Annotated in this window: 23 protein-coding genes and 1 tRNA gene; 4 read left to right on the top strand and 20 right to left on the bottom strand. The window is 28.6% G+C overall.

Annotation, left to right across the window (positions count from 1 at the left end):
- From BM020_RS04390 to BM020_RS04405, 4 genes are all read left to right on the top strand, one after another.
- Positions 1–1,274: Ig-like domain-containing protein (locus BM020_RS04390; RefSeq protein WP_159428548.1), on the top strand; the 1,274-nt coding region annotated here is incomplete at its 5' end.
- A 1,586-nt stretch (positions 1,275–2,860) separates the two neighbouring features.
- Complete coding sequence (gene dnaG / locus BM020_RS04395; RefSeq protein ID WP_074798374.1) at positions 2,861–4,222, top strand: DNA primase DnaG; 1,362 nt, start codon at positions 2,861–2,863, stop codon at positions 4,220–4,222.
- A gap of 687 nt (positions 4,223–4,909) precedes the next feature.
- Entirely contained in the window at positions 4,910–5,791 is an 882-nt protein-coding gene (gene xerA, locus BM020_RS04400; RefSeq protein ID WP_067148951.1) for a site-specific tyrosine recombinase/integron integrase, read from the top strand.
- A gap of 77 nt (positions 5,792–5,868) precedes the next feature.
- Positions 5,869–7,260, top strand: a complete 1,392-nt coding sequence (locus BM020_RS04405; RefSeq protein WP_067145717.1) for an ATP-grasp domain-containing protein — start codon at positions 5,869–5,871, stop codon at positions 7,258–7,260.
- Positions 7,261–7,428: 168 nt separating this feature from the next.
- Here BM020_RS04405 and BM020_RS09730 read toward each other — a convergent pair whose 3' ends face one another.
- The 20 genes from BM020_RS09730 to BM020_RS04500 all read right to left on the bottom strand — a co-directional run bounded on the left by BM020_RS09730 (position 7,429) and on the right by BM020_RS04500 (position 25,849).
- Positions 7,429–7,578 (bottom strand): hypothetical protein, encoded by a 150-nt coding sequence (locus BM020_RS09730; protein ID WP_200781245.1) that lies wholly within the window; start codon positions 7,576–7,578, stop codon positions 7,429–7,431.
- A gap of 208 nt (positions 7,579–7,786) precedes the next feature.
- Positions 7,787–7,858: transfer RNA gene (locus BM020_RS04410), tRNA-Gln, on the bottom strand.
- A gap of 361 nt (positions 7,859–8,219) precedes the next feature.
- Positions 8,220–8,906 carry a V-type ATP synthase subunit D gene (locus tag BM020_RS04415; RefSeq protein ID WP_067145715.1) on the bottom strand — a complete coding sequence of 229 codons (687 nt, stop codon included), beginning with the start codon at positions 8,904–8,906 and terminating at the stop codon, positions 8,220–8,222.
- 247 nt (positions 8,907–9,153) lie between these two features.
- A complete protein-coding gene (locus BM020_RS04420; protein WP_067145713.1) occupies positions 9,154–10,539 on the bottom strand; it encodes an ATP synthase subunit B in 1,386 nt (461 codons plus the stop codon).
- Positions 10,540–10,541: 2 nt separating this feature from the next.
- Positions 10,542–12,296, bottom strand: coding sequence for an ATP synthase subunit A (locus BM020_RS04425; RefSeq protein ID WP_067145711.1), 1,755 nt, complete (start codon positions 12,294–12,296; stop codon positions 10,542–10,544).
- Positions 12,293–12,610: a V-type ATP synthase subunit F gene (locus tag BM020_RS04430; RefSeq protein ID WP_067145709.1), complete on the bottom strand. Its 318-nt coding sequence runs from the start codon at positions 12,608–12,610 to the stop codon at positions 12,293–12,295. The genes BM020_RS04425 and BM020_RS04430 overlap by 4 nt, the downstream gene beginning before the upstream one ends.
- Positions 12,607–13,761, bottom strand: a complete 1,155-nt coding sequence (locus BM020_RS04435) for a V-type ATP synthase subunit C (RefSeq protein WP_067145708.1) — start codon at positions 13,759–13,761, stop codon at positions 12,607–12,609. The genes BM020_RS04430 and BM020_RS04435 overlap by 4 nt, the downstream gene beginning before the upstream one ends.
- A 12-nt stretch (positions 13,762–13,773) precedes the next feature.
- Positions 13,774–14,457, bottom strand: a complete 684-nt coding sequence (locus BM020_RS04440) for a V-type proton ATPase subunit E (protein ID WP_067145707.1) — start codon at positions 14,455–14,457, stop codon at positions 13,774–13,776.
- 13 nt (positions 14,458–14,470) lie between these two features.
- Complete coding sequence (locus tag BM020_RS04445) at positions 14,471–14,956, bottom strand: V-type ATP synthase subunit K (RefSeq protein WP_067145705.1); 486 nt, start codon at positions 14,954–14,956, stop codon at positions 14,471–14,473.
- Positions 14,957–15,170: 214 nt separating this feature from the next.
- Positions 15,171–17,177, bottom strand: coding sequence for a V-type ATP synthase subunit I (locus tag BM020_RS04450; protein WP_067145703.1), 2,007 nt, complete (start codon positions 17,175–17,177; stop codon positions 15,171–15,173).
- A gap of 9 nt (positions 17,178–17,186) precedes the next feature.
- A complete protein-coding gene (gene ahaH / locus BM020_RS04455; protein WP_067145701.1) occupies positions 17,187–17,501 on the bottom strand; it encodes an ATP synthase archaeal subunit H in 315 nt (104 codons plus the stop codon).
- Positions 17,502–17,958: 457 nt separating this feature from the next.
- Positions 17,959–18,288, bottom strand: coding sequence for a hypothetical protein (locus BM020_RS04460; protein ID WP_074798376.1), 330 nt, complete (start codon positions 18,286–18,288; stop codon positions 17,959–17,961).
- Positions 18,289–18,517: 229 nt separating this feature from the next.
- A complete protein-coding gene (locus BM020_RS04465; RefSeq protein ID WP_067145698.1) occupies positions 18,518–18,889 on the bottom strand; it encodes a hypothetical protein in 372 nt (123 codons plus the stop codon).
- 186 nt (positions 18,890–19,075) lie between these two features.
- Complete coding sequence (locus BM020_RS04470; RefSeq protein WP_074798380.1) at positions 19,076–19,582, bottom strand: nitroreductase family protein; 507 nt, start codon at positions 19,580–19,582, stop codon at positions 19,076–19,078.
- Positions 19,583–19,823: 241 nt separating this feature from the next.
- The gene (locus BM020_RS04475; protein ID WP_074798382.1) at positions 19,824–20,666 is read right to left on the bottom strand and encodes a citryl-CoA lyase; all 843 of its coding nucleotides are present in this window, start codon (positions 20,664–20,666) and stop codon (positions 19,824–19,826) included.
- Between the two features lie 104 nt (positions 20,667–20,770).
- Positions 20,771–21,655: a fumarate hydratase gene (locus BM020_RS04480; protein ID WP_074798384.1), complete on the bottom strand. Its 885-nt coding sequence runs from the start codon at positions 21,653–21,655 to the stop codon at positions 20,771–20,773.
- Positions 21,656–21,740: 85 nt separating this feature from the next.
- Positions 21,741–22,616, bottom strand: coding sequence for a peptidase (locus BM020_RS04485; protein ID WP_074798392.1), 876 nt, complete (start codon positions 22,614–22,616; stop codon positions 21,741–21,743).
- Between the two features lie 137 nt (positions 22,617–22,753).
- Complete coding sequence (locus BM020_RS04490; protein ID WP_074798385.1) at positions 22,754–24,274, bottom strand: MmgE/PrpD family protein; 1,521 nt, start codon at positions 24,272–24,274, stop codon at positions 22,754–22,756.
- Positions 24,275–24,482: 208 nt separating this feature from the next.
- Positions 24,483–24,965 carry a LysO family transporter gene (locus BM020_RS04495; protein ID WP_067145686.1) on the bottom strand — a complete coding sequence of 161 codons (483 nt, stop codon included), beginning with the start codon at positions 24,963–24,965 and terminating at the stop codon, positions 24,483–24,485.
- On the bottom strand, positions 24,956–25,849 hold the full coding sequence (locus BM020_RS04500) for a DUF3100 domain-containing protein (RefSeq protein WP_067145685.1): 894 nt from the start codon (positions 25,847–25,849) through the stop codon (positions 24,956–24,958). The genes BM020_RS04495 and BM020_RS04500 overlap by 10 nt, the downstream gene beginning before the upstream one ends.
- Positions 25,850–26,366: the final 517 nt, after the last annotated feature.

The raw sequence follows: 26,366 nt of genomic DNA on the forward strand, positions 1-26,366 counted from the left end.
ATGGTGATAATGGTACTTTAAAGGATTGTTCTTTTGCCAATAACCATGCCAAATATGGTGGTGCTGTTGATTGGAATACTGATAATGGTTTTTTAAGTGATTGTTCTTTTGTCAATAACCATGCAGAGTATAATGGTGGTGCTGTTGATTGGTTTGGTGCTTATGGTTTTTTAAGTGCTTGTTCTTTTGCTAATAACACTGCTAATCAGTCTGGTAATGCTATTTATGTGTATTCCAATACTACTAATGTATCTGATTGTTCTTTTAATATTTATCGTCCTAAAAATTCAGTAGTCAAATTTGATAATCTAATCTACTACCAGGAGAATAATTATGGGGTTAATTACTATGAAAATGGTAATATAATTAAGAGTGGTAATATAAATGATGATAGTGTTACTTTTTATAATTTAGACAATGGAAAACACAATATCCTAATGACTTATAGTAAAGGTGGTGGCAATAGCTTTTATAATTATATAAATATAAATGGTTATTCTTACCTAAGTGCTGGTAATGTTTCTATGTTTTATAATGATGGTACCAAATACACCATAAAACTAGCAGACCACAACGGAAACCCTATAGCAAACCAAAACATCCAAATAACTATTGGAAATTTAAAATACAATGTAAAAACAGATATCAGAGGATATGCAATCTTAACCATTAAGCAGAAAGTTGGAAAATACAATATTATTGCTAAATTCGATGGTAATAGTGAGTATAATCCAAATAATCTTGTAAGTACTTTAAGAATTTTAGATTCTCCTATAACAAAGAATAAAAATCTTAAAATGTATTTTAGAGGTGGAAGATTTAAAGTGCAAATAATAAATGCCAATGGTAAGCATGTTGGTGCTGGAAAAACAGTGAAATTCACAATAGCTGGAAAAACCTACAGTAGAAAAACAGATAAGAATGGTTATGCAAGCTTAAGAATATTACTAAAGCCAAAAACCTATTACATAACTACACAGTATGGTAAATTTATCAAAAAGAATAAAATCACTGTTAAACCTGTATTGACTGCTAAGAATATTGTAGTGAAAAAAGGAAAAACAATCAAATTTTCTGCTAAGCTGGTAAACACTAAAGGAAAACCACGAGCTAAAAAGACAATAAGATTTAAATTAAAAGGAAAAACCTACAAGGTCAAAACCAATAAAAGAGGAAAGGCAATACTAAAAATCAGATACCTAAAGAAAGGAAATTATAAGATTTACACACAATACGGTAAATCAAAAATAAAAAACACAATAAAAATTACATAAAAAAAGATAATGAGGGTAAACACCCATTTATCTTTTTTTTACTTTTTTTTAAAGTTTTAAAATTGATTCCATTTCTTTTAAATAATAAATGGCTTTATTTAAATTCTATTCACTTTAAAGCCATTGCTTATCTTTATAAAATATTTTTAAATTAGCTTAAATTCATTTAAAGTTAATCTAAAGTTCCTGATTTTTGCAAAAATACTAAAAACATATCTTTCATAATTCAAATAAGCTTTATTTTTTTAAGTAAAACCTTATATAAAAAAAATACACGAATACCATTACTTTAGAATTATTTCCAGATCTACTAGCATATTATACAGCTATTTAGAAAAAGCCAGAAAAAATACCAACATTACAATAAATGCCAACATCCATAAGCCAATACCAATTAATTATAAAATGAGATTTCAACAAAGCCAAAATTATATATGATTTAGAAAAATATAAAATAATTTATATATTATGATAAAGATAATATTATTTGGATGCTAAAATCATATTTAAATTGATATTTGCAAATATTAATTAAGGATTATTACAATTATTATTAAAATTAAAGAGTTAAAGTAAGGGGAAATAAATTTTTATTAACTAAATTAAACTGATTATTCTAACTAAATCACAGCAAACTACTTAAAATAAATGTTTATATTAAACATACTCTAAAAAGAATAAAATAAATGTTTATATTAATATATGATAAAAAAGAATAATTATCCATTGATTTACACTAAATTAAATAATAAAAATTATTATATAAATAAAATTAATAGAAAATTTGAAATTAAAAAAATTAATCATAAAAAAAACAATTATTCAAATCTATTAATAGATTAAATTACTTTTACCACTATATTAAAATCAAAGAATTTTAATAGTTAAAATTTATATAAATATAAAGTCTAAAACCATCTAAATTAAAATCAGTAGAATTTTAATTTTTTATGGTAAAACAGTTTAAATTTATTGATTTCTAAGATGAGACGGGAAATTAATGAAACTTAAATAGATTTAATGGAATATTTAAATAATTATTTTCTTTAAGTTTTAATAGGTTTTTATTCAAGAATATCTTTTTTTGTATGGGTTAAATTAATAGAACCAAATCTTAAAATATTTTAAAAATGTTTTTAAGGGCTTCTATAAATTTTAAATAGTGTCTAATTTTATCAATTAATTTATTAGAAATTAATTAATCAATTTATTACGAATTACAGTATAATTTAAAATTATAATCAATTATAAATTAAGACTTTATTAATTAAAATTAGTTATAATTAAGCTAGTAGTAAAAATTGTTATTATGCTAAATCTTAATTAAAAGAATTAATTTTAAATCATTATTAAATTAAAAAAAGTTTAAATTAAACTAAATATTAAATATTAAAATAAACACGTTTAAAATAAACTAATAAATGAGGTATTATTAATTATAAATGTTTAAAACTAAGTAAAATAAATGAAAAGATTTTAAGAGTTTTAAATTAATCTTTATGATAATTAGTTTAATAACAATTCTATAAAAATTTAAAACTAGCTATTAAATTATCCTAATTACCAAAGCTCAAAGGAGGCTTATTATGGGAAAAGGAATAGAATTAACTACAACTAAATATCTTATTCATGCTCAAATTAATGCAAACGGAATCGTAGAAAAACCTGATGTGGTAGGTGCGGTTTTTGGGCAAACTGAAGGTCTTTTAAGTAATGATTTAGATTTAAGAGAGCTTCAAAGAACTGGAAGAATTGGAAGAATCCAAGTTATTATACACTCAAATGGAGGACGTGCAAAAGGAGAAATTGTTATTCCATCTAGTTTAGATAGAATCGAAACTGCTATCCTTGCAGCATCCTTAGAAACCATCAATCGTGTAGGTCCTTGTGAAGCTTCTATTGAAATTCTTAGAGTAGAAGATGTTAGAGCTGTGAAAAGACAACAAGTTATCAATCGTGCAAAAGAAATTTATATGAGTATGATGGAAACTGTCTCTCCTGAAAGTATGAAAATGATTGAAGAAATCAGAGAATCTATGAGAGTTCATGAAATTTCTGAATTCGGAGAAGAAAGACTTCCTGCAGGTCCAAATGTACATACTTCCGATGCAATCATCGTTGTAGAAGGAAGAAACGATGTCTTAAATTTATTAAAATACGGAATTAAAAACACTGTCGCAGTTGAAGGGGTAAACATTCCTAACAGTGTAGCTGAGCTAACTAAAAAAAGAACTGTAACTGCATTTGTTGATGGTGACCGTGGTGGAGAACTAATCTTAAAAGAGCTTTTACAAGTTGGAGATGTTGATTACGTTACAAGAGCTCCAAGAGGTAAAGAAGTAGAAGACCTTGAAAAAGAGGAAATCTTAATTGCTTTAAGAGATAAAGCTCCTACTGAACAAGTTATTAATAACCTTGATTTTAACTTAGACACCCAAGTTAAAATACCTAAAAATAAAATCAACAGAACTGATAGAAAGTCCAGTGATAGAAGAACAAAGAACTTAAATAAGTCTGATAAATTCCACGGAAACAAAAACGGCAGAGCTGATCGTAAAGATAAGTTTGATAGAAAAGATAGAAAAAATGGCAGAAACGATCGTAGAGGAAAAGACAGAAATTCCAGAGGCCGTAGAGATAGAAACAGTGACAAGATCCAAGACAGTAGAATAAAATTATTAAAGAACATGCTAAAAGATTTAGAAGGAACTGGAAACAGTGAAATCTTAGATGATTCTTTAAATTTATTAAAAGAAACTAAAGTAGAAACCCTTTATGAAGAGTTAAAACAAAACAATACCGATGCAGACACTGTTATTTTTGATGGTGTAATTAGTCAAAGACTAGTTGACATTGCATACTCTAAAGGAATAAAAACATTAGTTGCTTTTAAATCCAGTAGAGTAATTAAAAGACCAGATAAACTTAGATTAGTTACTTTAAATTAAATAAAATTAAATACTTAGCTATTTAATCAGTTCCAATTAAATAGATAATTTTAAATAGAAATAAATCATTTTATTTCTATTCTTTTACTTTTTTTACTTAACCTTCACTTTTTAATTATTTCTATTCTTTTACTTTTTTTACTTAACCTTCACTTTTTAATTATTTCTATTCTTTTACTTTTTTTACTTAATTTTCATTTTTTAATTATTTCTATTCTTTTACTTTTTTTACTTAACCTTTATTTTTTAATTATTTCTGATTTGATAAATTAACTTTTTATGCTAATTTTTTTTAAAAAAAAATATTTTAAAAATTTTAATCATAAAAATTCAAAAATATTTAAATAAAACTATAAATATATAATGTATAACGAAGTAAATATTAATAAAATAAGAAAATTTAGAAAATAATTTTAATGAAAAATATTATTTAGAAAAATAATTATTCTAATTAAAACCATTATTTGGAAAAATAATAATTTTAATGAAAACCATTATTTGGAAAAATAATTAATAAAAAATTATTTCAATCCTAGATTTAGATTGATGGGTTTGGTATAAAAATCTAAAGAAGGAATATATATGAATCTTTTTTCCACTGATCAATTAAACTTATCAAATGAACCATCTTCTCTAGCTCCAATAAAATTACCTGTTTATGATGAAAATGGAGAGAGGAAACATTTAATGAAGGTATTTGACTTTGATGGTATGCTTGAAGACTATTTAATCGAATTAGAAATTAGAAACTATTCAGAAAATACCATAAAAACATATAGCTCTATAATCCATAACTTAATTGAATATATGAAAAATGAGGATAATTTATACGATGGAAGAAAATTCTTAGCTATTTTTAGAAAGTACATCCGCGATTTAAAAAGAAATAAGAACCTCAGTCAAAATTATATCTATTTAAATACAGTTGTATCTAAAAAATTTTTAGAATTTAATGAAATTTATTTTCTAGAGGATATTAAAAATCCTAAAAGAACAAAATCATTACCTAAATCATTAAATGAAAAAGAGGTTAGAGATTTAATTGATGCTGTAAATATAAATGAAAATGACACCTCCCTTAAGCTAAAGTCAAAAAGAAGAGATAAAGTTATACTTACATTACTTTATTCTACAGGCCTTCGTATTTCAGAATTAGTAAAATTATTAAAAATAGATATTGATTTTGATGAGAGAACTATAAGGGTTAGAGGAAAAGGAGATAAAGACAGAATCGTTCTTTTTGATGAAGATACTAAAGAACTTTTACTAGATTATCTTAATAAAGATAATAATGGCTCCGAATTTATATTTGTAAATAGAAATGGAAATAAATTAAGTCCGAGATACCTTCAAATGATGATAAAAAACTATGCAAAAGAAGCTGGAATCAAAAAGAAGGTTACACCTCATGTTTTAAGACATTCCTTTGCAACACATTTGCTTAAAAATGGAGTGGACATTAGGGTAATTCAGCAATTACTAGGACATTCAAGTCTTTCTACTACTCAGATCTATACTAGTGTAGATATGGATACAATAAAAACAGTTTACGACCAAGCTAGAGAATAATTAATTCATTGCTAAGGTAAAAATATTAATCATATTAAAAAATAAATAATTTAAATTTACTGTCAGGGCTAAATATTATGGAAAATTTACTCATTATGGGAATTAACACAAGACCTATGGTTAATTCTGCATTAAAATTAGACTACAGGACATTTTCTCTAAGTTATTTTAAAACTCTTGATTTTAAAATGCCTTATGCAGAAAAACATCTTTTAGACCAAGAAAGTGCCATATCCTGTGGAAAATTTGAAGATAATTATTCACCATACAAACTTCTTGAATTGTCAAAGGATTTTCTATATGGAAGGGCAGGTGAAATAAATAATCTAAGAAATAGTGAAATAGATAAAATCGTATTAACTGCAGGAATTAACCTAAATGATTTTTGTGGAAAATTTAAAAAATTTAGAAAAATTGTTTGTGGAAATAAAAACACCCATGATGTAGATAATAAATTTAGATTTTATAAAAAATTGAGAAATAAATTTAACATTCCACTTACATTTCAAGCAAGTGATGTAGATGAAATATGTGAAATTCTTAAAGAGCACAGTAACAGTCAATTTATTTTAAAACCCATTCAAGGAGGAGGGGGTTTAGGAATTTTCATGCTAAATAATGGAAGTTCAAATGAAATAAAATATCTCAATGAAGTTTGTGAAAATATTTCATTAGAAAATTATATGCTTCAAGAATATATTGAAGGAATAAATCTATCATCATCAGTTTTATCAAGTCATAGTGATAGAAAAAATTTAATAAATTCAAGATTAATTACTGAATCAGATTTAGGTAAAAATTCATTTGAATATTCTGGAAATATTTTACCTTTAGATGAAAATAGTTTTAAAGTGTTTAATAATGTTCAAAGAAATATAAATTCTAAAGCTAAGACTAATTCTAAAAATATTATTAATCCAAATATTACTAAAGCTAAGACTAATTCTAAAAATATTATTAATCCAAATATTACTAAAGCTAAGACTAATTCTAAAAATATTATTAATCCAAATATTAATATTGATGAATTAAATGATGAGATGAAAAATACCTCTGAAGATTTAATAAAAGAATTTAAATTAATTGGATCTAATGGTGTCGATTATATTTTAGATAAAAATGGAGAATTAAAAATTATTGAAATCAATCCAAGACTACAAGGAACATACGAATTAGTTGAAGAGGTAATGAATATAAATCTTTTAGATGCCCACATTAAAGCATGTGAAGGAGAATTAATTGATGTTCCTCAAGCTAATCAGTATTCAATTAAAAAGATAATTTATGCAAGAAAACAAGTTAGTGTTGGAGATTTAAATATTCCAAATGTGCGAGATATTCCATTTAAAGGAGTGAAAATAGAAAATAATCAACCAGTAGTAACTATTATAAGTTCAAATAAGAATTTAAATACTGCAATTAATTATCTGAAAATAGCTGAAAAAGAAGTTTATAAAAATATTGAATAAAAATTAGATAGCAATTATTAAAAAATCACGAAATTATTAAAAAAAATATTGAATAAAAATTAGATAGCAATTATTAAAAAATCACGAAATTATTAAAAAAAATATTGAATAAAAATTAGATAGCAATTATTAAAAAATATTTAAAAAAATAGATAAATAAATTTAAAATTAAATAATGCCTACCAATATTAAAATAAGAATTATAGTACCAATAACAACCAAAAAAGTAGTTATTATCATAGCACCTGTAATACCCATAAATAACTTTGCCTTATTATCAGGATCTCTTAAAAACTGATGAATTGGATCTCTTCTCATTATTTCACCATTAAATCATAGACTTATTTAATACAATATAATATATTAAAAAAGAACTTATTAAATTTTACTTAAAAAATTTAAAAAACTGGTTTTCTTGAAATTTAATAGTAATACTATACAATAAGATATAAATAATTAATGACACCGAATAAAAAAAATAGTTATCAAGTATAACGACGTTATAATATTGTTTTAAAAAAATTGATAGTCCCGAGCGGAGTCGAACCGCCGTCTCCGGGTCCAAAGCCTAGAAGGATTACCACTACCCTACGGGACTATACAACATATAATATTATGTATAACATAATATATAAAGTTAACTAAAATTAAGATTTTAAAATAAAATAATAATCAAAAAACCATTATAAAAATTATAATATTAAAGAAAAAAAGACTAAATATTAAATAAAGATTAAAAATTAATAAAAATTTAAAATTAAAAAAAAGAATAATTAAGAATAAAATAAAAATTAAAAAAGAATAATTAAGAATAAAATAAAAATTAAAAAAGAATAATTAAGAATAAAATAAAAATTAAAAAAAAAGAATAATTAATAATAAAATAAAAATTAAGAGAATAAACACATATTCTATTTTAAGTAAACAAAATATTGATTGCATTTATTTCTAAATTTTAATTATTCTTCTGCTATTTTTAATTGAGCTTTTGCTAAAGCTTCTTCTTCGTTTTTCTCGATTGTAGATCTGATCATCTTCATTCTTACGAAGTTTTCCCTTTCCATCTCTTCAAGTTTCATATTAATAGATTTAATAGTAGCTTGGAATTTAGGAATCATAATGTGCTCAAGAGAGTTTACTCTACGTTTAGTAGCTTCAATCTCATCAGCTAAAAGATAAATGGTTTTTTCTATCTCTCCTAATTCAATAATATATACTAAAGCATTTTCGAATTTTTTAGCTGCTTCATCTAATTGAATAGAAGTATCAGATAAACCATATCCTCTATCAACTAAAGTTCTTGATTCCATTTCCATATCTGCAATAGGTACGGAAACCCCCATAATACTTCTTGAAGAAATATCTACTTTAACAGATTCTTTAACAGATAATGCTGCTTTTTGAACAGCTAAATCACCCATAGTAATTTGAGCTTCAGTAAGTGCTACGTAAGCATCAGATAAGTTAGTTTCTGCATTTTCACGAGCACCTTTAACTCTATCTAAGATGTCGAAAAACTCTTTAATTAAAGCATCCCTTTTTTGTTTTAACAAGCTGTGACCTTTAACTGCAAGTTTTTCTCTATCTTTAAGAGCCAATAACTCCATACGAGTAGGGTTAATACCATCAAGTATTTCTTCTGCCATACTATCCTCCTAAAGATAATATTTCTACCTAAAAACTTTAAAGTTCATTGAACTTAAAAAGCTAACATTTCTAGCTAAAAACTTTAAAGTTCATTGAACTTAAAAAGCTAACATTTCTAGCTAAAAACTTTAAAGTTCATTGAACTTAAAAAGCTAATATTTCTAGCTAATACTTAAGTTTTTGATGAATTTAAAATTAAAATATTGGAATTAGTTTAATGAAATAATATTAATAGTTTCAATAGACTTATTCTGGGTAATATTTTTCAATAAATTCATCTTTTACTCTTTTAAGTTCAGATTTAGGTAATACGGTTAATAATTTCCAACCAAGATCTAAAGTTTCAATAATACTTCTATCTTCATCTTTAGCTTGAGTGATAAACTCTTTTTCAAAGTTTTCAGCAAATGCCAAGAAACTTTGATCTCTTTCAGTAAGAGCATCTTCCCCTACTACTGCAACAAGGTCTCTTAAGTTACGTCCTTCTGCATAAGCAGAATAAAGTTGGTCAGATACACCACTGTGGTCATCACGAGTTTTGCTATCACCAATACCACCACTCATCAAACGAGATAAGGATGGAAGTACGTCTACAGGTGGATAAATACCATTCCTGTGGATATCCCTACTAAGTACGATTTGCCCTTCAGTAATATATCCAGTTAAGTCAGGAATTGGGTGAGTAATATCGTCTTGAGGCATAACTAAGATAGGCATCTGAGTAATAGAACCTTCTTTACCTGCAATACGTCCTGCACGTTCGTAAATACCTGCTAAATCAGTATACATGTATCCCGGGTAACCTCTACGACCAGGTACTTCGTCCCTAGCTGCAGAAATTTCCCTTAATGCTTCACAATAGTTAGATAAGTCAGTAAGTATAACCAATACATGCATATTGTGTTCAAACGCTAAGTATTCGGCAGTAGTTAATGCCATTTTAGGAGTAAGAATTCTTTCAATAGCTGGATCATCAGCTAAGTTCATGAATACAGTTACTTTTTCTAATGCTCCAGTTCTTTCGAAATCTCTCATAAAGAAGTTTGCCTCTTCGTGAGTAATACCCATAGCAGCGAATATTACTGCAAACTCATCGTCTGAACCTACTACTTTAGCTTGTCTTGCAATTTGAGCAGCTAAATCGTTGTGTGGTAAACCAGATCCTGAAAAGATTGGTAATTTTTGTCCTCTTACAAGTGTATTCATTCCATCAATAGTGGAAATACCAGTTTGGATAAACTCTGCAGGGAATTCTCTTGATGCAGGGTTCATAGGACTTCCGTTAATATCGAGTTCCTTTTCAGGAATGATTTCTGGACCACCGTCAATAGGCTTACCGGTACCGTCGAAGATACGACCCATCATATCTTTTGAAACACCAATTTTAGCAGTTTCTCCAGTGAATCTTACTTTAGTGTTAAGGGTGTTTAAGTCAGTAGTACCTTCAAATACTTGAACAACAGCTACATCATCTTTTACTTCTAACACTTGCCCTCTTCTGTGTTCACCGGTAGGAGCTTCAATTTCTACGATTTCATTGTAAGCTACACCTTCAACACCTTCTACTATCATCAAAGGACCAGAAACTTCAGAAACTGTTGTATATTCTCTTGTTTTAATATCTGCGTTCATTTTTATACCTCAGCACATTGTGTTACAACTTTTTCTTGAATTTCTTTAATTCTTGCTTCAAATTCCTCTTCAGGGATGTATTTCATTCTAGCAATGTCCTCTTTAACAGTTAAAGCTGCAATCTCTTTTACATCTGCACCACGTACTACTGCTGCACCTGCTGCTTCATGGAATCTGAGAATGGTTGCTAACATACCTGCTTGTTTAGTTGGAGAACAGTAAGTATCCACATCGTCAAATGCATTTTGCTGCAAGAAGTCTTCTCTTAGCATACGGGTAGTTTCTAAGATTACTTGTTCAGAATCCGGTAATGCATCAGGACCTACTAATTGTACAATTTCTTGAAGTTCTGATTCTTTTTGTAAGAGAACCATAGCTTCGTCCCTGTTTGCTCTCCATTCTTCTGAAGCGTTTTCCTGCCACCAGTTGGTAATGCTTTCTACATATAAAGAGTAACTTTGTAACCAGTCAATGGAAGGGAAGTGACGTTTATCTGCAAGAGATGCATCTAATGCCCAAAATACTTTACAGATACGTAAGGTGTTTTGAGTAACTGGTTCAGATAAGTCTCCACCAGGAGGTGATACTGCACCTACTACAGTAACAGAAGATTCTTTAGGATCTTGACCAATAGTAATCACTCTTCCAGCCCTTTCATAGAACTGAGCAAGTCTAGATGCTAAGTATGCAGGGTAACCTTCTTCCCCAGGCATTTCTTCTAATCTTCCAGAAATCTCTCTCATAGCTTCTGCCCATCTGGAAGTAGAATCTGCCATAAGTGCTACATCGTAACCTTGGTCACGGAAGTATTCTGCAATAGTGATACCAGTATATACACATGCTTCACGAGCTGCTACTGGCATGTTAGAAGTGTTTGCAATAAGAACAGTTCTATCCATAATTGGATTTCCAGTTTTAGGGTCAGTGAGGAATGGAAACTCGGTAAGTACCTCAGTCATTTCGTTTCCACGTTCTCCACATCCAATATATACCACAATATCTGCATCTGCCCATTTAGCTAATTGTTGTTGAGTAACAGTTTTACCTGAACCGAAAGGACCAGGAATAGCTGCTGCTCCTCCTTTAGCTAAGCAGAAGAAAGTATCCTGTGCTCTTTGACCAGTGATAAGTGGAATATCCGGATCCAGTTTTTCTTTGTATGGACGTCCTTTACGAACAGGCCATTTTTGTAACATTTGAATTTCTTTTATTTCATCAGCAGTTTCAATTTCTGCAATAGTTTCAAGTACAGTGTATTCTGCTTTTGTAGCAATAGATTTTACAGTACCTTCAACCATTGGAGGAACCATAATCTTTTGAACAACTGCAGATGTTTCTTGTACTTGTCCAAGAATATCTCCGCCAGTAACTTTATCCCCTACTTTAGCAATAGGCTCAAAAGTCCATTTTTTCTCTTTGTCAATAGAAGGTACATCAATACCTCTAGCAATATAATCACCAGAAATATCTTTAATTACCTCTAAAGGTCTTTGAATTCCATCAAAAATAGAACCCATTACACCAGGTCCAAGTTCTACAGATAATGGACCTCCAGTACTTTCTACTTTTTCGCCAGGTTTTACCCCAGCAGTTTCTTCATAAACTTGAATGGTAGCGGTGTCACCTTCGAGCTCGATAATCTCACCAATGAGCCTTGCTTCACCGACTCTTACCACTTCATACATTTGAGTTCCTCTCATACCATCTGCAACGATAACAGGACCTGCAATTTTAATAATATTTCCTTCATTAATCATTTAACCATCTCTACCCCGATAACTCTCTTTATAAGAGCTGCCATTTGATCAGCACCGCCTTCAGATGAACCAGATTTATCTGGTATCTCAATAATCATTGGTAACACATCAGAACCAAGACGTTTATTAATATGTTCTCTTATGTTATCAGCTATCTTTTGTGTAATTATAATAATTGAAATTTCGTCCTTCAATAACTCATCAAGAGTGTTTTTAGCTTCATCATCATTATTTACAATAATACCTTTTTTAACTCCGCCAAGTTTAAAACCAGTGACAGTATCGATATCTCCTATAATAGCAACATCACTCATACTAACATCTCCCTAATTTTAGATATTGGGAAGTCAGCTTCTCTTTTAGATCTTGCAATTATCTTTAAGTTTTTGATTTCAACTTCTTTTTGAGATAAGAATCCTATTATAGGTCCAATACCTAATGGTTTTTTCATAGAATAGGATTTTGCAGAGTCAACTAAAAACTTATCTAAAGCTTTTTCAAAGAGAGCTACAGATCCAGTTTCATTGTATTCCGGAAGAACATCACTAAGTACTTCAGAGTATTTGGTTCCTTCTAATGAAGAAATAACTCCAGTGACACCTTCTGTTTCCATGAGATCTTTAAGCTTCCATTCTCTTAATTGGTATCCGCTATTAATCATATATGGACTAATAGCATCGTAATCTAATCCATCAACTTTTGCCCTTAATATTAATTTAATATTAGCTACATCTACTTGATTACCGACATATGAATAGAGAATTTGTTTATTCTCATCAGATGGAGTTTCAGAGGAAGCAAGTAACTTATCTAAATAATATTTATCTAAAGCAGATTCTAAAGGAAGAATCATAGCTGTTTTTTCATATTCAGGAAGTACTTCTTCTAAAACTGGCGCATATTCAGTTCCATCCAATCCTGCAACAACATCAGTTACAGTATCAACGTCAGATAAACGTTCTAAATCTCCATATAAAGAACCGGTAGGAATTAAAAGTTCTTCAGTAGCTTCTTTACTTAATCTTGCTTCTTTAGCAGTTAATAAGCTTTTAATATTAGCAATGTCAGATTTTTTTGCCATTACTTTAAATGAAGATTGAATTCCTTTAGGAGCCATTCTTGAAACTAAATCGTAAGTTTCACCAAGTTGAATATCTAATGCTTTTTCAAGTGTATAATTATCTAAGTATTCGGCATAGTCAGGAGATCCTCTAATATAATTAGTAATTTCATCAATGTTGTTTGCTTCAACAAGTTCAGAAATCTGTTTTTCATCAAACAATCTCCCTTTTCTTGCTCTTACTCTCGCATTAGGATGAAGATATGGATAAACATCTAAGATTGGTCTAGTTGCAACAATTACAATAATTGCACCAATAACTACAAATGCTAAAAGAACTATTGCTAAAAATGCCTCATTAGAAAGTCCTAAGGAACTTATGATTGTAGCAATTTCATCAGCCATAATTCATCTCTCCTAATCAAATAAAGTTTTTGCAACTTCTGAACGTAATGATTTTTTAAATCTTAACATTCTGGATTCAATAGTGTTATTAACTTGAATTTCACCATTTCTAGTTCTTAATATAGCTCCACCGATGGTATCGATAGGTTCACCAATTTCCAAAGTAGTTTCAACTTCAGTTTCAGAGAAAACATCTTTAGCTATAGCATTAAGATTAACAGGTTTATTTCTATCTTTGATTAAAGATTTGACTTTATCAGCAATAGAATCTAATTTACCTTTAACTTTATCAATGTCATCCTCTTTTAATAAAACGATTAAATCTCCGCCACCAATTTCAGTAGCTGCTTCTTTAATCATTTCAATTAATGATTCTATATATTCTTCATCATCAGTAGCTGCTTTATTTTTTAAATCTTCAGTAGCTTTACTGAAAGTTTCTTCGATTACCTCTTCTTTTGCCCCTAATTCTGCCCTACGAGCATTCATTTTAGCTTCAGAAATAATTTGTTGATATCTCATTTCAGCCTGTTTTTTAGCATCTTCTGAGATTTTAACCTTAGTAGCTTCAGCTCTTTTTTCACCATCAGCTAAAATAGCATCAACTTTTACTTGAGCTTCACTACTATTTGCATCAGCTTTATTTTGAGCTTCAGACATTATGTTAGAGACAATTTTGTCTGCCCCAGAGCTCATATAATTGACCTCCTTAAGCTAATATTCCACCGAATACCATAAGTAAGATAGCAATCAAGAATCCGTAAATAGCCTGAGTTTCTGGTAATGCAGAGAAAATAATACCTCTTGCAAACATGTCATTATCTTCAACGATAGCGCCAACAGAGGAAGCTGCTGCCATACCTTGTCCCATACCAGAACCTAAACCTGCAAATCCAATAGATGCACCTACACCAATAGCTACAATACCTGCAGTAGTGGAAATACCTTGGCCTTGACCTAATAATCCTGAAAATACAAGTAATAAAATAGCAATCAAGAATCCGTAAATAGCCTGAGTTTCTGGTAATGCTGAGAAAATAATACCTCTTGCAAACATATCGTTATCTTCTGCTACAGCACCAACGGATCCAGCTGCTGCCATACCTTGTCCTAAACCAGAACCTAAACCAGCAAAACCAATTGCCACACCAGCACCAATAGCTGCTAAAGCAGTACCTAAAGCAATTTCTACCATATAATATATCTCCTTAATTAAATTGTTTAAATAAATAATTAAATATAATTTTTATTATATTTCTAAATAGAACTTAAAGTTCTTGAATAAAGAACAGATGTCCTTTAAAAATTTTTAATATGATTTCTCATAATTTATAACCTTAAATATAAAATCACATTTCCAATAATTTCAATTTAAGTATTGAATTATAAAACTATAAATCTAAATTTGATTATTTTTTGATTTTTGTAAATTGTCTTTTAGCTTTAAAAGCTTCAAATGAGTTTTTTCCACCCATATAGAATTGAGAGAAGAATTCCACATAGTTAAGACGCAAAGCGTTAACACCAGCACCTAACACTTGGAAAAGGAAGTTAGCAATATGCCCGCCAATAAAGACGAAAACAGCTAAAGCAATACCTACAACTGGAATCATCTCATTTACCATGTTAGTTAAGATGTTTACAGTCATCGCAATACCACCAGTAGCTAAACAAAGAGCTAAAAGACGAGCGTATGACAATACATCTCCCATGAATCCAAATACATCCATAAGTCCGTAAGCACCGTTACCCCATATAAGCATAGCAAGAGCAGCTATAATCAATACTGCACCTAATGCCATACCAATCATACCAAGAGCTGGGAATAAGTACCCTAACGCCAATAGAATAATACCAAGTTCAAATACAAACCATACGATTTGAGAACCAATAGCGTCTTTTTTATTTCCATATCTTAAATTATCAATTGCACCTACTATAAAACCAATATTGGTATAGATTAAACCAATTACAATTGCAATAACTAAGATAGTTGCCGGGTTTTTAAATGCATTAATAGAATCGATTACAGTTGGAAGTGCAGGACCCATACCTAAAATTCTGGTATATAAATCCCCAAGTAAACCATTAGTAAAGAGACCTAAAATAATAGACCAAATACCACTTGCCAAGATGATTAATCCACCATCATGCATAGTTTTGTTGATTTTACCCATTCCTCTGTATAAGATAATACCGATAATTACAACAAAAAGACCATATCCTGCATCGGTTAAACAGAAACCGAAGAATAATGGAAAGGTAAGAGCTACAAATAAAGTAGGATCTATTTCATTGTATTTTAAAGGGGAGTACATTTCAACTAATAATTCATAAGGCTTTGCATATGTGCAATTTTCTTGTAAAACTGGAACATCTTCGGAATTATCTGGAACTTCTTCAACTTCCATAATTGCATGGCCATCAGTAGTAGTCTCAATAATATTTTGAGCTTTTTCTACATTCTTTTCAGGTACCCATGCTTCGAAGACAAATGTTTTATCAGTTTCGGCAAAAGTAGCGAAAACCTCATTTTTCTCTTTTTCATTTTCTAATTGTTCTTTTAAAGCAAGAACTTCATCATCCCATTTTTCTGCTACAACTTTTAATTCAGCTTTAGCTTGGGATCTTTCACTTTCGATAGCTTGGAGTCTGGATTCAGAAGAGGAAATAAGACTATCCGGTCTTCCTTCTAAACTTTCAGTTTCAAACTTCTCGAATTCATTTTTCCTAAGTAAGGTATAGACATTATCTTTATACTTATTAGCAACGACTACAACCATGATATTATATTCTTTTTCTTCGTCTGGAACTAACTCATAAAAGAGCTTATCTGTAATCTTACTGTATTCATCTTTGAATTTCTGAGCGGACTCAGCAGTGATCCTACCAACAATGGTAGAAGTGTACTTTGAATCAGTTAATAGACCTAAATCCATATCTAAATATTTTAGCTTTTTAGCTAATTCTTTATTTGATTCAAGCATACTCTCTTCACTGTCTAGTGCGGCTAACTTATCTTCAATACCTTTTGTTTCACCTTCAACCTGGTCTAATGTTGATTCTGCATAAGCTATTAAGCTTTCAGTACCAACGTCCTCAACTTCTTTAGGAACCGGAAGATCTGGACTGATAAAAGACATTATCAGCTCTTTCATACTCCTGCCTTCAGACAATGAATCTCCCAATAAATCAGAAAGTGCACTTGTCTTCATAAGAAGTGAAGAGATTTTGCCAGTACGGGGTGTAACTTTTGAAGGTTTCAAAAGTTCTGCTAGCTTAGGATCTTGCTGAATACGTTCAGAAATATCATTTATTTGAACAACACCCTCGTCGTGAAGTGCCGCCACTGTCAAACTAGCGTATTTGTCCAAAGTTATAACGTTAAGTTTACGCATTCTCGCAGTTCTAAACATTATCTCACACTATAAAATATTTTTAACAATAATTGAAGCAGCTTCATCTATATTATTTCTAGCCTTATTTTTGATGGTTTCAACATCATTTTCAGCTTTAGAACTTATAGAAGTAGCTTCTTTCTTTGCATTTTCTTCTGCATCAAAAACAGTAGATTGAGCTTCTTCGTTAGCTTCATTCTTAGCAATTTCAACCATTTCATTTGCTTTTAAAGTAGCATCATCAATCATAGCTTTCGCATCGACTGTTGATTGTTCTACTAAGGAATCAGCATCACTTTCAGCTTTTTTTATTTGGATAATAGCTTCTGATATCCCTGCCATAATAAATCACCATGGTATATTAATTTCTATTTTTGTTAATATATATATTTTATTATAATAGGATAATAAAAGGAGAAATCATAATTAGAATATGATGATACAATGAGAATATAATTAGAATATAATTAGAATATAATGAGAAATCTATAGTGAAATTAAAAAATAAAATTTACTTGTAAAATCATAATAGCTTATGAAAAATGAATAAAAATCTAATAAAAAATTCTAGAGAAACTGAAAAAACATTTAGTAGATAAAAAACCTTAAAATTAATAAAAAGCAAAATAAAAGTATTAAACTAAAGGTTTTAAAATTATTAAAAACAAATCTCATGAAAAAATCTAAGATTTCATGAAATAAAAAAAATAGTAAAAATTGTTAAGAAACTGGTCTGAAAATAAATGAAAATTTTAATCAAATTTTAAAGATTCAAACTTAAATTATATATGGAACAGTCTTAAAAAGACAGAGGTAATTTTCCAAGATATGCTGCAACAGCTATTGCAAGTAATATAATACCAAATAAAATGAAAATAAGATTATATGGCATTAATAAAAAGCTAATACCTACTGCAAGGAATATTAATCCATCCATAAAAATTGCTGCTTTAGTCCAACTAGGTTCAAAAACAGTTAATGCAAGTGTCCATCCCACTGCAACAAGTACAACTGTTGAAGCAATAACATCTAAAGTTACTGGACTTGAATCAGCATAATTCCATAAGCCTAAAACGATTAAAATAGCTGAAAAAGCTAATAAAATAATAGATTTCTTTGTTAATCTCATAATATCCTCTTAAATCTCTTTTTTGTAAAATGCATAATAATAGTTAATTATAATAATTATACTTAAATTGTTTTAATTCTAATTATTCTAATTCAAATAAATCTGATTCATAAGAATCATTTTAATTCTAATTATTCTAATTCAAATAAATCTGATTCATAAGAATCATTTTAATTTTAATTATTCTAATTCAGATAAATCTGATTCATAAGAATCATTTTAATTTTAATTATTCTAATTCAGATAGCTCAATAGCTTTATTCCAAGTTGATTCATCATAAAATACTTCTAACTCTCTTACACTATCAAATTCAAGTGGATTTCCCTCATCATCCTTATTTTCAGTTGTTATTAAAATTACATTAGATTTTTTAAAAATACTGTATGCAAAATAAACAACATTTACCAAAAGAACATAAGCATTAAAAAATATAGCAATAAGAAGAAAAGGAAGATGAATTAAAAGATTTCCATAATTATTTTTCTTCAATAATACAAAATTACTATCTTCCCCTTTAATAGAATACTTAGATTCTAGAAAAAGATCAGATAATTGATACATAACCTCACTATCACGTGCATGCACTATTTTTGGTTTCATAATATCAACTAAGCTAAAGAATCGAATATTTCAACAATAAAGAATTGTTATATCAAATAAATAAAGAACTGAATATTAGTAAATCAATAATTATTTGTATAAAATATTGGCATAAAAATTCAATGATCACTTCTATAGACTATAAACTATAGACTATAAAAAATTATAGACCATAAAAATTAATAGCTATTTGTATATAACCAATTCATCAATAGATTTTCTAGGAGTGTCTCTTGGTTCTGCATTTCCATATCCTAAAGGAGTAAATAAGACAGCTTCCCATTCATCATCTAGGTCTAAGAATTCTTTTGCTTTATCTGGTTTAAATGCTGCAATAAAGCAAGTGTTTAAACCGACATCTTCAGCTGCAAGAATCATATGGGTCATTACGATAGTTGCATCAATATCAGCAATATTCTTATTGTCATATCTTCTAGTCCATGCTTTTTCTTTAGAAGCAAGAACACAAAGAGCTATTGGTGCTTGTGTAAACCAATCAGGACTATAAATAGCAGTTAATTCTTCTTTATACTTTCTAGTATCGATTACAACTACTTTAAAAGCTTGGAAATTTGCTCCAGTTGGAGCAAGTTGAGCAGCTTTTAAAACTTTATCTAATTTTTCCTGCTCCACCTCTTTATCTTCAAAACCCCTCATACTGTATCTTTGTTCAATAAGGTCAAAAAATTCCATTTAAATTTCTCCTATTTAAATTTCTCCTATTTAAATTTTTCCTATTTAAATTATTAATAAAAACAATATAATATTTAAATTGCCCCTATTTAAAATATTAACCTAAATATTAACCTATTTAAATTATTAATAAAAACAATATAAAACAAAATATAATATATTACTTAACATATATTATTATAATTACTAATTATTACTATTAATTTATTAATTATTTCATATAATTTTATTTGTATGGTCTCTATTTTTCATCAATGTCTCTATTTTTAAAGCCTTCATAAACAATATTTTCTAAGTCACAGAAACGTCTGAATTTTTCTTCTTCTTGCATTTCTTCATAAGCATGAGCAACAAGTCCTGGTAACCTGCCAATCATAAAAATACCTAAACCTAATTGGCTATCAAAGCCTAAATCAGAAAGCAATCCTGCATTAACTCCATCAACATTTAAACAAACTCCCTTCTTTTCAGATAAAACGCTTTCTATAACAAGTGCTAATTTAGTATGTGGGCCAATAGCTGATTCTAAAATAGCCAAATCCAACAATCTAACTGCACGAGGATCTTTATCATGGTATCTGTGACCAAAGCCAGGTATTCTCTTTGATTCAGACTCATATTTATTTACAATTTCAATAGCTAATCTAGCAATTCTTTTATTAAGATCCCCTTTATCTGTATTTTCAAGATTTAAAGTTCTTATAGAATTTTGAAATAAATTCATAGCTTTTTCAATAGCACCTGCATGGTTTTTACCAAATGACAGTAAACCTCCTGCAACAGCATTATTAATATTTGCCCCTGAAGATGCTATTAATCTTGCAGACTGAGTGCTTGGAGGAGTTACACCATGATCACAAAATGAAACTAGTATATGGTTAAAAATCTTAGCTTCCCTTTCAGAGGGCAATCTTTCTTTAAGTAATAAAAATACCATTTCTGCAAAACTAAGATTTGTAATTAAATCTTCTTGCCTATAGCCTCTAGTAGATAGTTCATCAGGCTTTACATCAGTGATACTAGTTTTAATATTTTGTTCGGGAAATTTAAAACCATTTTTAATAGGTTTCTGATTATCTTTCATAATATCTCCTTAGAATAATCATTAATAATCATCAATAGTTTTTTATTTATATAATTATTTTTTATTATAATTGTTTTTAACTCATAGAAAAGTCAAACTCTTAACTAAAATTCAAAACTTGAAACTCTTGGTTCTACAAAACATGCTGGGCGAGTTGCTACTATTCTAACTCCACTTGCTCTTTGGCTACCGATATTTACAAAGGAGCCTAAAACAGTTGTCCTGCCACCAAGACCTAAAGGACCAATGTTTGTTTTATTCAACTCATCAGATATATATTTTTCAATATCCGATTGAATGTTTAAATTGCCATGAGCCATAGCTCTTAAGATAAGAGCATTTGCTTCAAAGTGAGTTCTGCCAATACCAATAGCCGGAATTGAAGGAGTGCAACCTAAGATGGATAAAGATTCTTTAAGCCAATCCAGCGCTTCATTAAATACCCTCATTGAATCTCTTTTATGAAAGATTCTATAAGTTTTAGCCCTTATTTCAGGACCTCCCCCTTCCAATAAAACAGTGACTTTTATTTTATCATCATCTTGAGCAATTGATCTTCCATAACTGGATTCATCATTTTCTTCTATTAAAAAAGAAACAGGTTTCACCATGCTGGACTCTTCAAAAAGGCCCTTTGATTGGTTTATCCTTTCAATGCCATTACCTTTAACTGCCATTGGCCTACCTGGAAGTTTATCTAAACCCTGAGCAATACCTATATTTATTTCATTGAAAAAGTCTTTAGGAATCTCTCTATTTTTGCCTATTTCCATTAAAACATGTGGAATTCCTGTATCATCACATAAAGGAAGTTTATTTTGACAAGCTACTTTAAAGTTTTCAATCATTCCCTCTAAAGCCCAAACTGCATTTTCATTATTCAATTCTTTTTCTAATTTTAAAGCATCCAGATAGGCATTTAATCTATCTTCACTATATGAGCTACCTGCTTTAACAACTGCATTTTGAACTTTTTCAATTAAATCCATAATATCAACAAATAAATTTTGAATTTTAAAAAACTATCCATATTTATAAAAAAAATTCACTACTTTAAATTAAAAGATTTTTAAATTAGAACTTACTCATAATAGCTTCTGGATAATGTCTTTCAATTAAATCTCTAATTAAAGCTACTTGTTTAGCTCTCTGTCTAGCTTCTTTATCACTTGTATCCCAACTGTGATGTTTGGCAACAGATCCACCAGTTTTTAGGTAAATTGGGCTTGTTAGTCTAATCATCTCAGGAACTTCATAATGACGGATAAATCCTCCTGTAGATTTAGGGTTTTCTGTATGTACATCAATTGGAATATCTATTGCATCACGTAAGGATGCAAGCATTGGAATTTGTAAATCTCTTACAGGATTTAATGAATTTAAACCAATTGATTCAAATAATTTAGCTGAAGCAGGATTAGAACATCCTGCATGGGCAGATAATTTAAATTTTAAATCCTTTGGAAGTTCTCCTAGATTCCTCATTTTAGAAAGCACAAAGAGTAAGCCTTCATCATACAATAAAATTCCTCTAACTCCCAATTCAACTGCTCTTTTAACATCTTCAATTGCATAAACAAGATTGTCATAACCTCTTAATCTGTATCCAATACGTTTTCCTTCCTCTGTTTGGACAGTTGCACTTGTATCATATGGAGCTCTTGGACCTACAGCTAAAAATAATTGAATATTTGCTTCACTTGCCAAATCAAGCATTTGACAAATTTCATCATCTAATAAAAACATTATCCCCTTAGTTTGAGTAGCTCTATGAATAGTTAAATCATAATCATTACAAGCATTTAAAAGAGATTCAAGTGCAGAAGGGCCCTGTATTCCAGGAACTTCAAATCTATATTGCCCTCCATCTTCAAATCGCTTTTCTGATTTGTAATCATTATCTATCTCATTTATTCCTAATTTTTCTAATGATTTTTTAGTTTCATCCATCATAAAAATCACTTTTCATTGATAACAATTATATCTTTTAAAAACCATTTTAATTATAAAGATCACTTTTCATTGATAACAATTATATCTTTTAAAAACCATTTTAATTATAAAATCTATAAAAAGATTGTAGAAAATTATTTATTATCTAATAAATCTAATTGCTTAAAAACTTCATGAATTGACTTACTTTCCATATGTTTAATTATTTGTAGTTTATTCATATTAAACTTAGGATTTAAAAGCTTGAACTTTTCTAAAATATCTTCTAATAACAAGGGGTTTTCCACTTCCCCTAATGGATAATAAGTAGTATACTCTAAATTATTTAATGAATTAAAATCATTGTCTTTAAATTTGATTATTACTTTAGATGGTCTTTTATCAGGAGTTAATTGATTAAATTCATCATTATTAATAATATTAATCTTATTTATTGTTTCTTTAATTTTTAAAATATCTTTAGCAAAATCATCCCCATCAAAAATATCTTTATCAAAATTCACCCCATCAAAAAGACCATTATCAAAATTTACCCTATCAAAAAGACCATTATCAGCTAATTCATCAATTGAATCTAAACTTAAGTCATTAGAAACTAAAGAAATAGCTACAGCATATGGTAAGGATTGTTTTAAATCTTGAAGATTTTTTGGATTATAATTATCATGTTCACTTGCTATTTTATAAGTCTCTACATCAATTGATTTTATTAAATCAAGACAATCCGAATAATTTAGCTTAGAATTTGAATTTAAATCATTTAAATCATCTTTTAAAGCTAAAGCAGAATCAATAGCTGAATGAATATGTCTGCAAAATGGATATTTTTTTAAATAAACCTCATTTATATGGAATTTATTTAAATTGTCTTTTAAAAATTGAGATATCTTTAAAGAATCAATATCCCCTTTATTATCACTGAAACTATCATAAGATTTAGTAGCCATAGCTTTTAAAAAGCCTTCCTTACCATCAATTAAAGACTCCCCACCAGTAAAGCCATTTTTAGCTAAAAATGCTGATAAAATTCCATTATAGACAGCAGCTCCAGCATGTAAAGATTTACCCATAGTTCCAGCATGATCTGCTTCAAGAAGACCTGATGATTGGGTAGCGGATAAAGCCAAGCAATGTTCAGTTTTTTCCAAATCTAATTTTAAAAGCTTAGATGCAACTGCACCGGATGTTAAAGCTCCAATAGTTCCTGTACTATGAAATCCTTGATTTCTATGACTTGGATTAACAAGCATACCTAATACAATAGCTACTTCATATCCAAGAACAATAGCTTCAAAAAACTCTTCTCCACTGATATCCAAATCTAAATTACTATCACAAACCATAGCTAAAACAGTTGAAAAAACAACTGAACCAGGATGTAATTGAGCCAATCTATGACCATCATCTAAATCTAAGCTATGAGATGCAATTCCATTAATAAATCCTTTATTTAATAAATTAAAATCATCATGAAAATCATTATCATATAATTCAAATATTGTTTTAATAGCTATTTTAGAGTTTTCAGTTTCTAATCCTCTAAAATAAACTGCCAAATAATCTAAAAAGCATAATTTAGCCTTTTCAATAGATTCCTTAGGAATATCCTCATATCTTAAGTCAATCAAATATTTAGACAATTCATCAATAATCATAATCATATCTTTATAATTACTATATAATAAATATGGCATAGTTTTAATAATTATGGCATAGTTTTAATAATTTTAAAAAAATAACAAAAACAATGCTAATAAAAAAAGAGAAAATATTAAATCAAAAATAACAAAAGCAATGCTAATAAAAAAGAGAAAAGATTAAATTAAAGATTATAAAAATTAAAAAAAGAAAAAATAACTGAAATCATATAGAGCCAGTCATCATAAGAACCATTTGTGCAATAAATGCAGAACCTAAATAAGTTCCTGCAATTACAAATATTGTAATAACAATACCTCTCCAGCCTATCTTTTTAAATTTATTCCAATCTTTACCAATTGCTATACCTACATAAGCAAGGAAAACAGTACAGATTGAAGACAATTCAATTTGAGACACATAATAAACAACTGTACTTGAAGCTGGAGAGAATGGTAAGGCCAAAGCTAAACCAATTAAACTTATATAAACAATTGAAGAAATATTAAAAGGCAATTCTCTCTCTAAAACCATGCCTACAATAGTTATCACAGATAAAATAATCATACCAATAAAGGCTTCATTCATAGGATGTTTATAACCTACATAGTTACCTACACAAACAATAAATGAAAATATAAGTAAAAATACAGACCATCTAAATAATTTATTCTTACTTACATGTTGAGATTCTTCTATTAATTCCATTTTTGAACCTCCTCTTTAGTTTCATCATCTTTTTCATATTCCCTACCAATTATAGGTTCTAAGTGTTTGTATAAGAATTCAGTGAGAGGAATGGAAAGTAATATACATTCATAAATTCCAAAACAGAATGAAATTAAATTACTGCAACCTGCAAATGCTTCAATATTAGTAGCTAAAGCAGGATACATATGTACTAATGGAGATACTGCAGCAGCATTCATACTTGCACTTCCAATACCACAAGCCATAGCCATAGCATATGGGTGTAATGGCAAAACAGAAGCAATGATACTTACTAAGAAACTAATAAAGATAGTTCCTATCATAGTACCAATTACAAATACAGTTAAAACACCACGTGCTTCATCTGAATCAAAACCATACTTATCAATAATAATTCCCAGGTTAGGTTCACGGCAAATAGAACTTGTCATACCAATAGTTTCACGTTTAAATCCAAGTAATAATGCAACAGGTAATGCTAAAAAGATTGTACCTAAATTACCTAATTCCTGAAGTAATAATGCAGGACCTACCTGTAAAATTATATGAATAGATTGGCCGCTTGAAATAGCTAATTTTGCAATTAGCGGACCAATAAACACTAACATAGCACCTTGAGCCACTTTAGATTGCTTTTTACCTACAATCTTAAATGGTTTTAACAAGTAAAGAGCTAATCCTATAATCATTGCATAAAGTAAAGGCATTGTAACAATACTAATTGATGAACCAATATTGAATGTTCTAATTCCAATTGTTTCTGCAATAATTACTAAAAAGAATACAACAATATGTAAATTATATTCCTTCCACGGAGGTCTTTTTTTTATCGCTTTGTCGGTTTTATCCCTAAAAGTATAATCGTAATTATCTTCACTAATAACTTCTCACTCCTTTAAGAAAATAAAATAATGAATATTATAAAAAGTCAAAATTTTTTAGTAATTAAAGCTATTTATCATGATTTATCATGATTTAAATTGCATAAATTAGAATTAATTAAAAAACTATCTTTTACTTTTAGTTTTAAATTTCTTACTTATAAATTAATCTATTTAATTCTAAAAAATTATAAATAATGATAATTTATTACCAATAAAGTAAAAAATATTAAAAAATGATTAACTTTATAAAAAATTTATGAAAATTATAACAAAGTGATAAAAATTTTTAATAAATAATAAAAAGCGAATAAAAAATCAGATTAAAAAATCGCCTTAATAATCAAAAATAGCTTTAATAATATTAATAATTAAAGAAATTAATAAATCAATCTAAATCCATAGGAATAAGAAATTAATAATTAAAGAAATTAATAAATCAATCTAAATCCATAGGAATAAGAAATTAACAATTAAAGAAATTAATAAATCAATCTAAATCCATAGTAATAAGAAA

Origin of the sequence: Methanobrevibacter olleyae (assembly GCF_900114585.1) — an archaeon.
Lineage (GTDB): Archaea > Methanobacteriota > Methanobacteria > Methanobacteriales > Methanobacteriaceae > Methanobrevibacter > Methanobrevibacter olleyae.

What these genes read in the sequence shown, in the direction of transcription:
- BM020_RS04445 (WP_067145705.1), bottom strand. Translation starts at nt 14,956, where the DNA reads ATGGTAGAAATTGCTTTAGGTACTGCTTTAGCAGCTATTGGTGCTGGT.
- BM020_RS04460 (WP_074798376.1), bottom strand. Translation starts at nt 18,288, where the DNA reads ATGAGATTAACAAAGAAATCTATTATTTTATTAGCTTTTTCAGCTATT.
- xerA (WP_067148951.1), top strand. Translation starts at nt 4,910, where the DNA reads ATGAAGGTATTTGACTTTGATGGTATGCTTGAAGACTATTTAATCGAA.
- BM020_RS04475 (WP_074798382.1), bottom strand. Translation starts at nt 20,666, where the DNA reads ATGAAAGATAATCAGAAACCTATTAAAAATGGTTTTAAATTTCCCGAA.
- BM020_RS04415 (WP_067145715.1), bottom strand. Translation starts at nt 8,906, where the DNA reads ATGGCAGAAGAAATACTTGATGGTATTAACCCTACTCGTATGGAGTTA.
- BM020_RS04450 (WP_067145703.1), bottom strand. Translation starts at nt 17,177, where the DNA reads ATGTTTAGAACTGCGAGAATGCGTAAACTTAACGTTATAACTTTGGAC.
- BM020_RS04470 (WP_074798380.1), bottom strand. Translation starts at nt 19,582, where the DNA reads ATGGAATTTTTTGACCTTATTGAACAAAGATACAGTATGAGGGGTTTT.
- BM020_RS04430 (WP_067145709.1), bottom strand. Translation starts at nt 12,610, where the DNA reads ATGAGTGATGTTGCTATTATAGGAGATATCGATACTGTCACTGGTTTT.
- BM020_RS04420 (WP_067145713.1), bottom strand. Translation starts at nt 10,539, where the DNA reads ATGAACGCAGATATTAAAACAAGAGAATATACAACAGTTTCTGAAGTT.
- BM020_RS04490 (WP_074798385.1), bottom strand. Translation starts at nt 24,274, where the DNA reads ATGATTATTGATGAATTGTCTAAATATTTGATTGACTTAAGATATGAG.
- dnaG (WP_074798374.1), top strand. Translation starts at nt 2,861, where the DNA reads ATGGGAAAAGGAATAGAATTAACTACAACTAAATATCTTATTCATGCT.
- BM020_RS04465 (WP_067145698.1), bottom strand. Translation starts at nt 18,889, where the DNA reads ATGAAACCAAAAATAGTGCATGCACGTGATAGTGAGGTTATGTATCAA.
- ahaH (WP_067145701.1), bottom strand. Translation starts at nt 17,501, where the DNA reads ATGGCAGGGATATCAGAAGCTATTATCCAAATAAAAAAAGCTGAAAGT.
- BM020_RS04425 (WP_067145711.1), bottom strand. Translation starts at nt 12,296, where the DNA reads ATGATTAATGAAGGAAATATTATTAAAATTGCAGGTCCTGTTATCGTT.
- BM020_RS04480 (WP_074798384.1), bottom strand. Translation starts at nt 21,655, where the DNA reads ATGGATTTAATTGAAAAAGTTCAAAATGCAGTTGTTAAAGCAGGTAGC.
- BM020_RS09730 (WP_200781245.1), bottom strand. Translation starts at nt 7,578, where the DNA reads ATGAGAAGAGATCCAATTCATCAGTTTTTAAGAGATCCTGATAATAAG.
- BM020_RS04495 (WP_067145686.1), bottom strand. Translation starts at nt 24,965, where the DNA reads ATGGAATTAATAGAAGAATCTCAACATGTAAGTAAGAATAAATTATTT.
- BM020_RS04405 (WP_067145717.1), top strand. Translation starts at nt 5,869, where the DNA reads ATGGAAAATTTACTCATTATGGGAATTAACACAAGACCTATGGTTAAT.
- BM020_RS04435 (WP_067145708.1), bottom strand. Translation starts at nt 13,761, where the DNA reads ATGGCTGATGAAATTGCTACAATCATAAGTTCCTTAGGACTTTCTAAT.
- BM020_RS04485 (WP_074798392.1), bottom strand. Translation starts at nt 22,616, where the DNA reads ATGGATGAAACTAAAAAATCATTAGAAAAATTAGGAATAAATGAGATA.
- BM020_RS04440 (WP_067145707.1), bottom strand. Translation starts at nt 14,457, where the DNA reads ATGAGCTCTGGGGCAGACAAAATTGTCTCTAACATAATGTCTGAAGCT.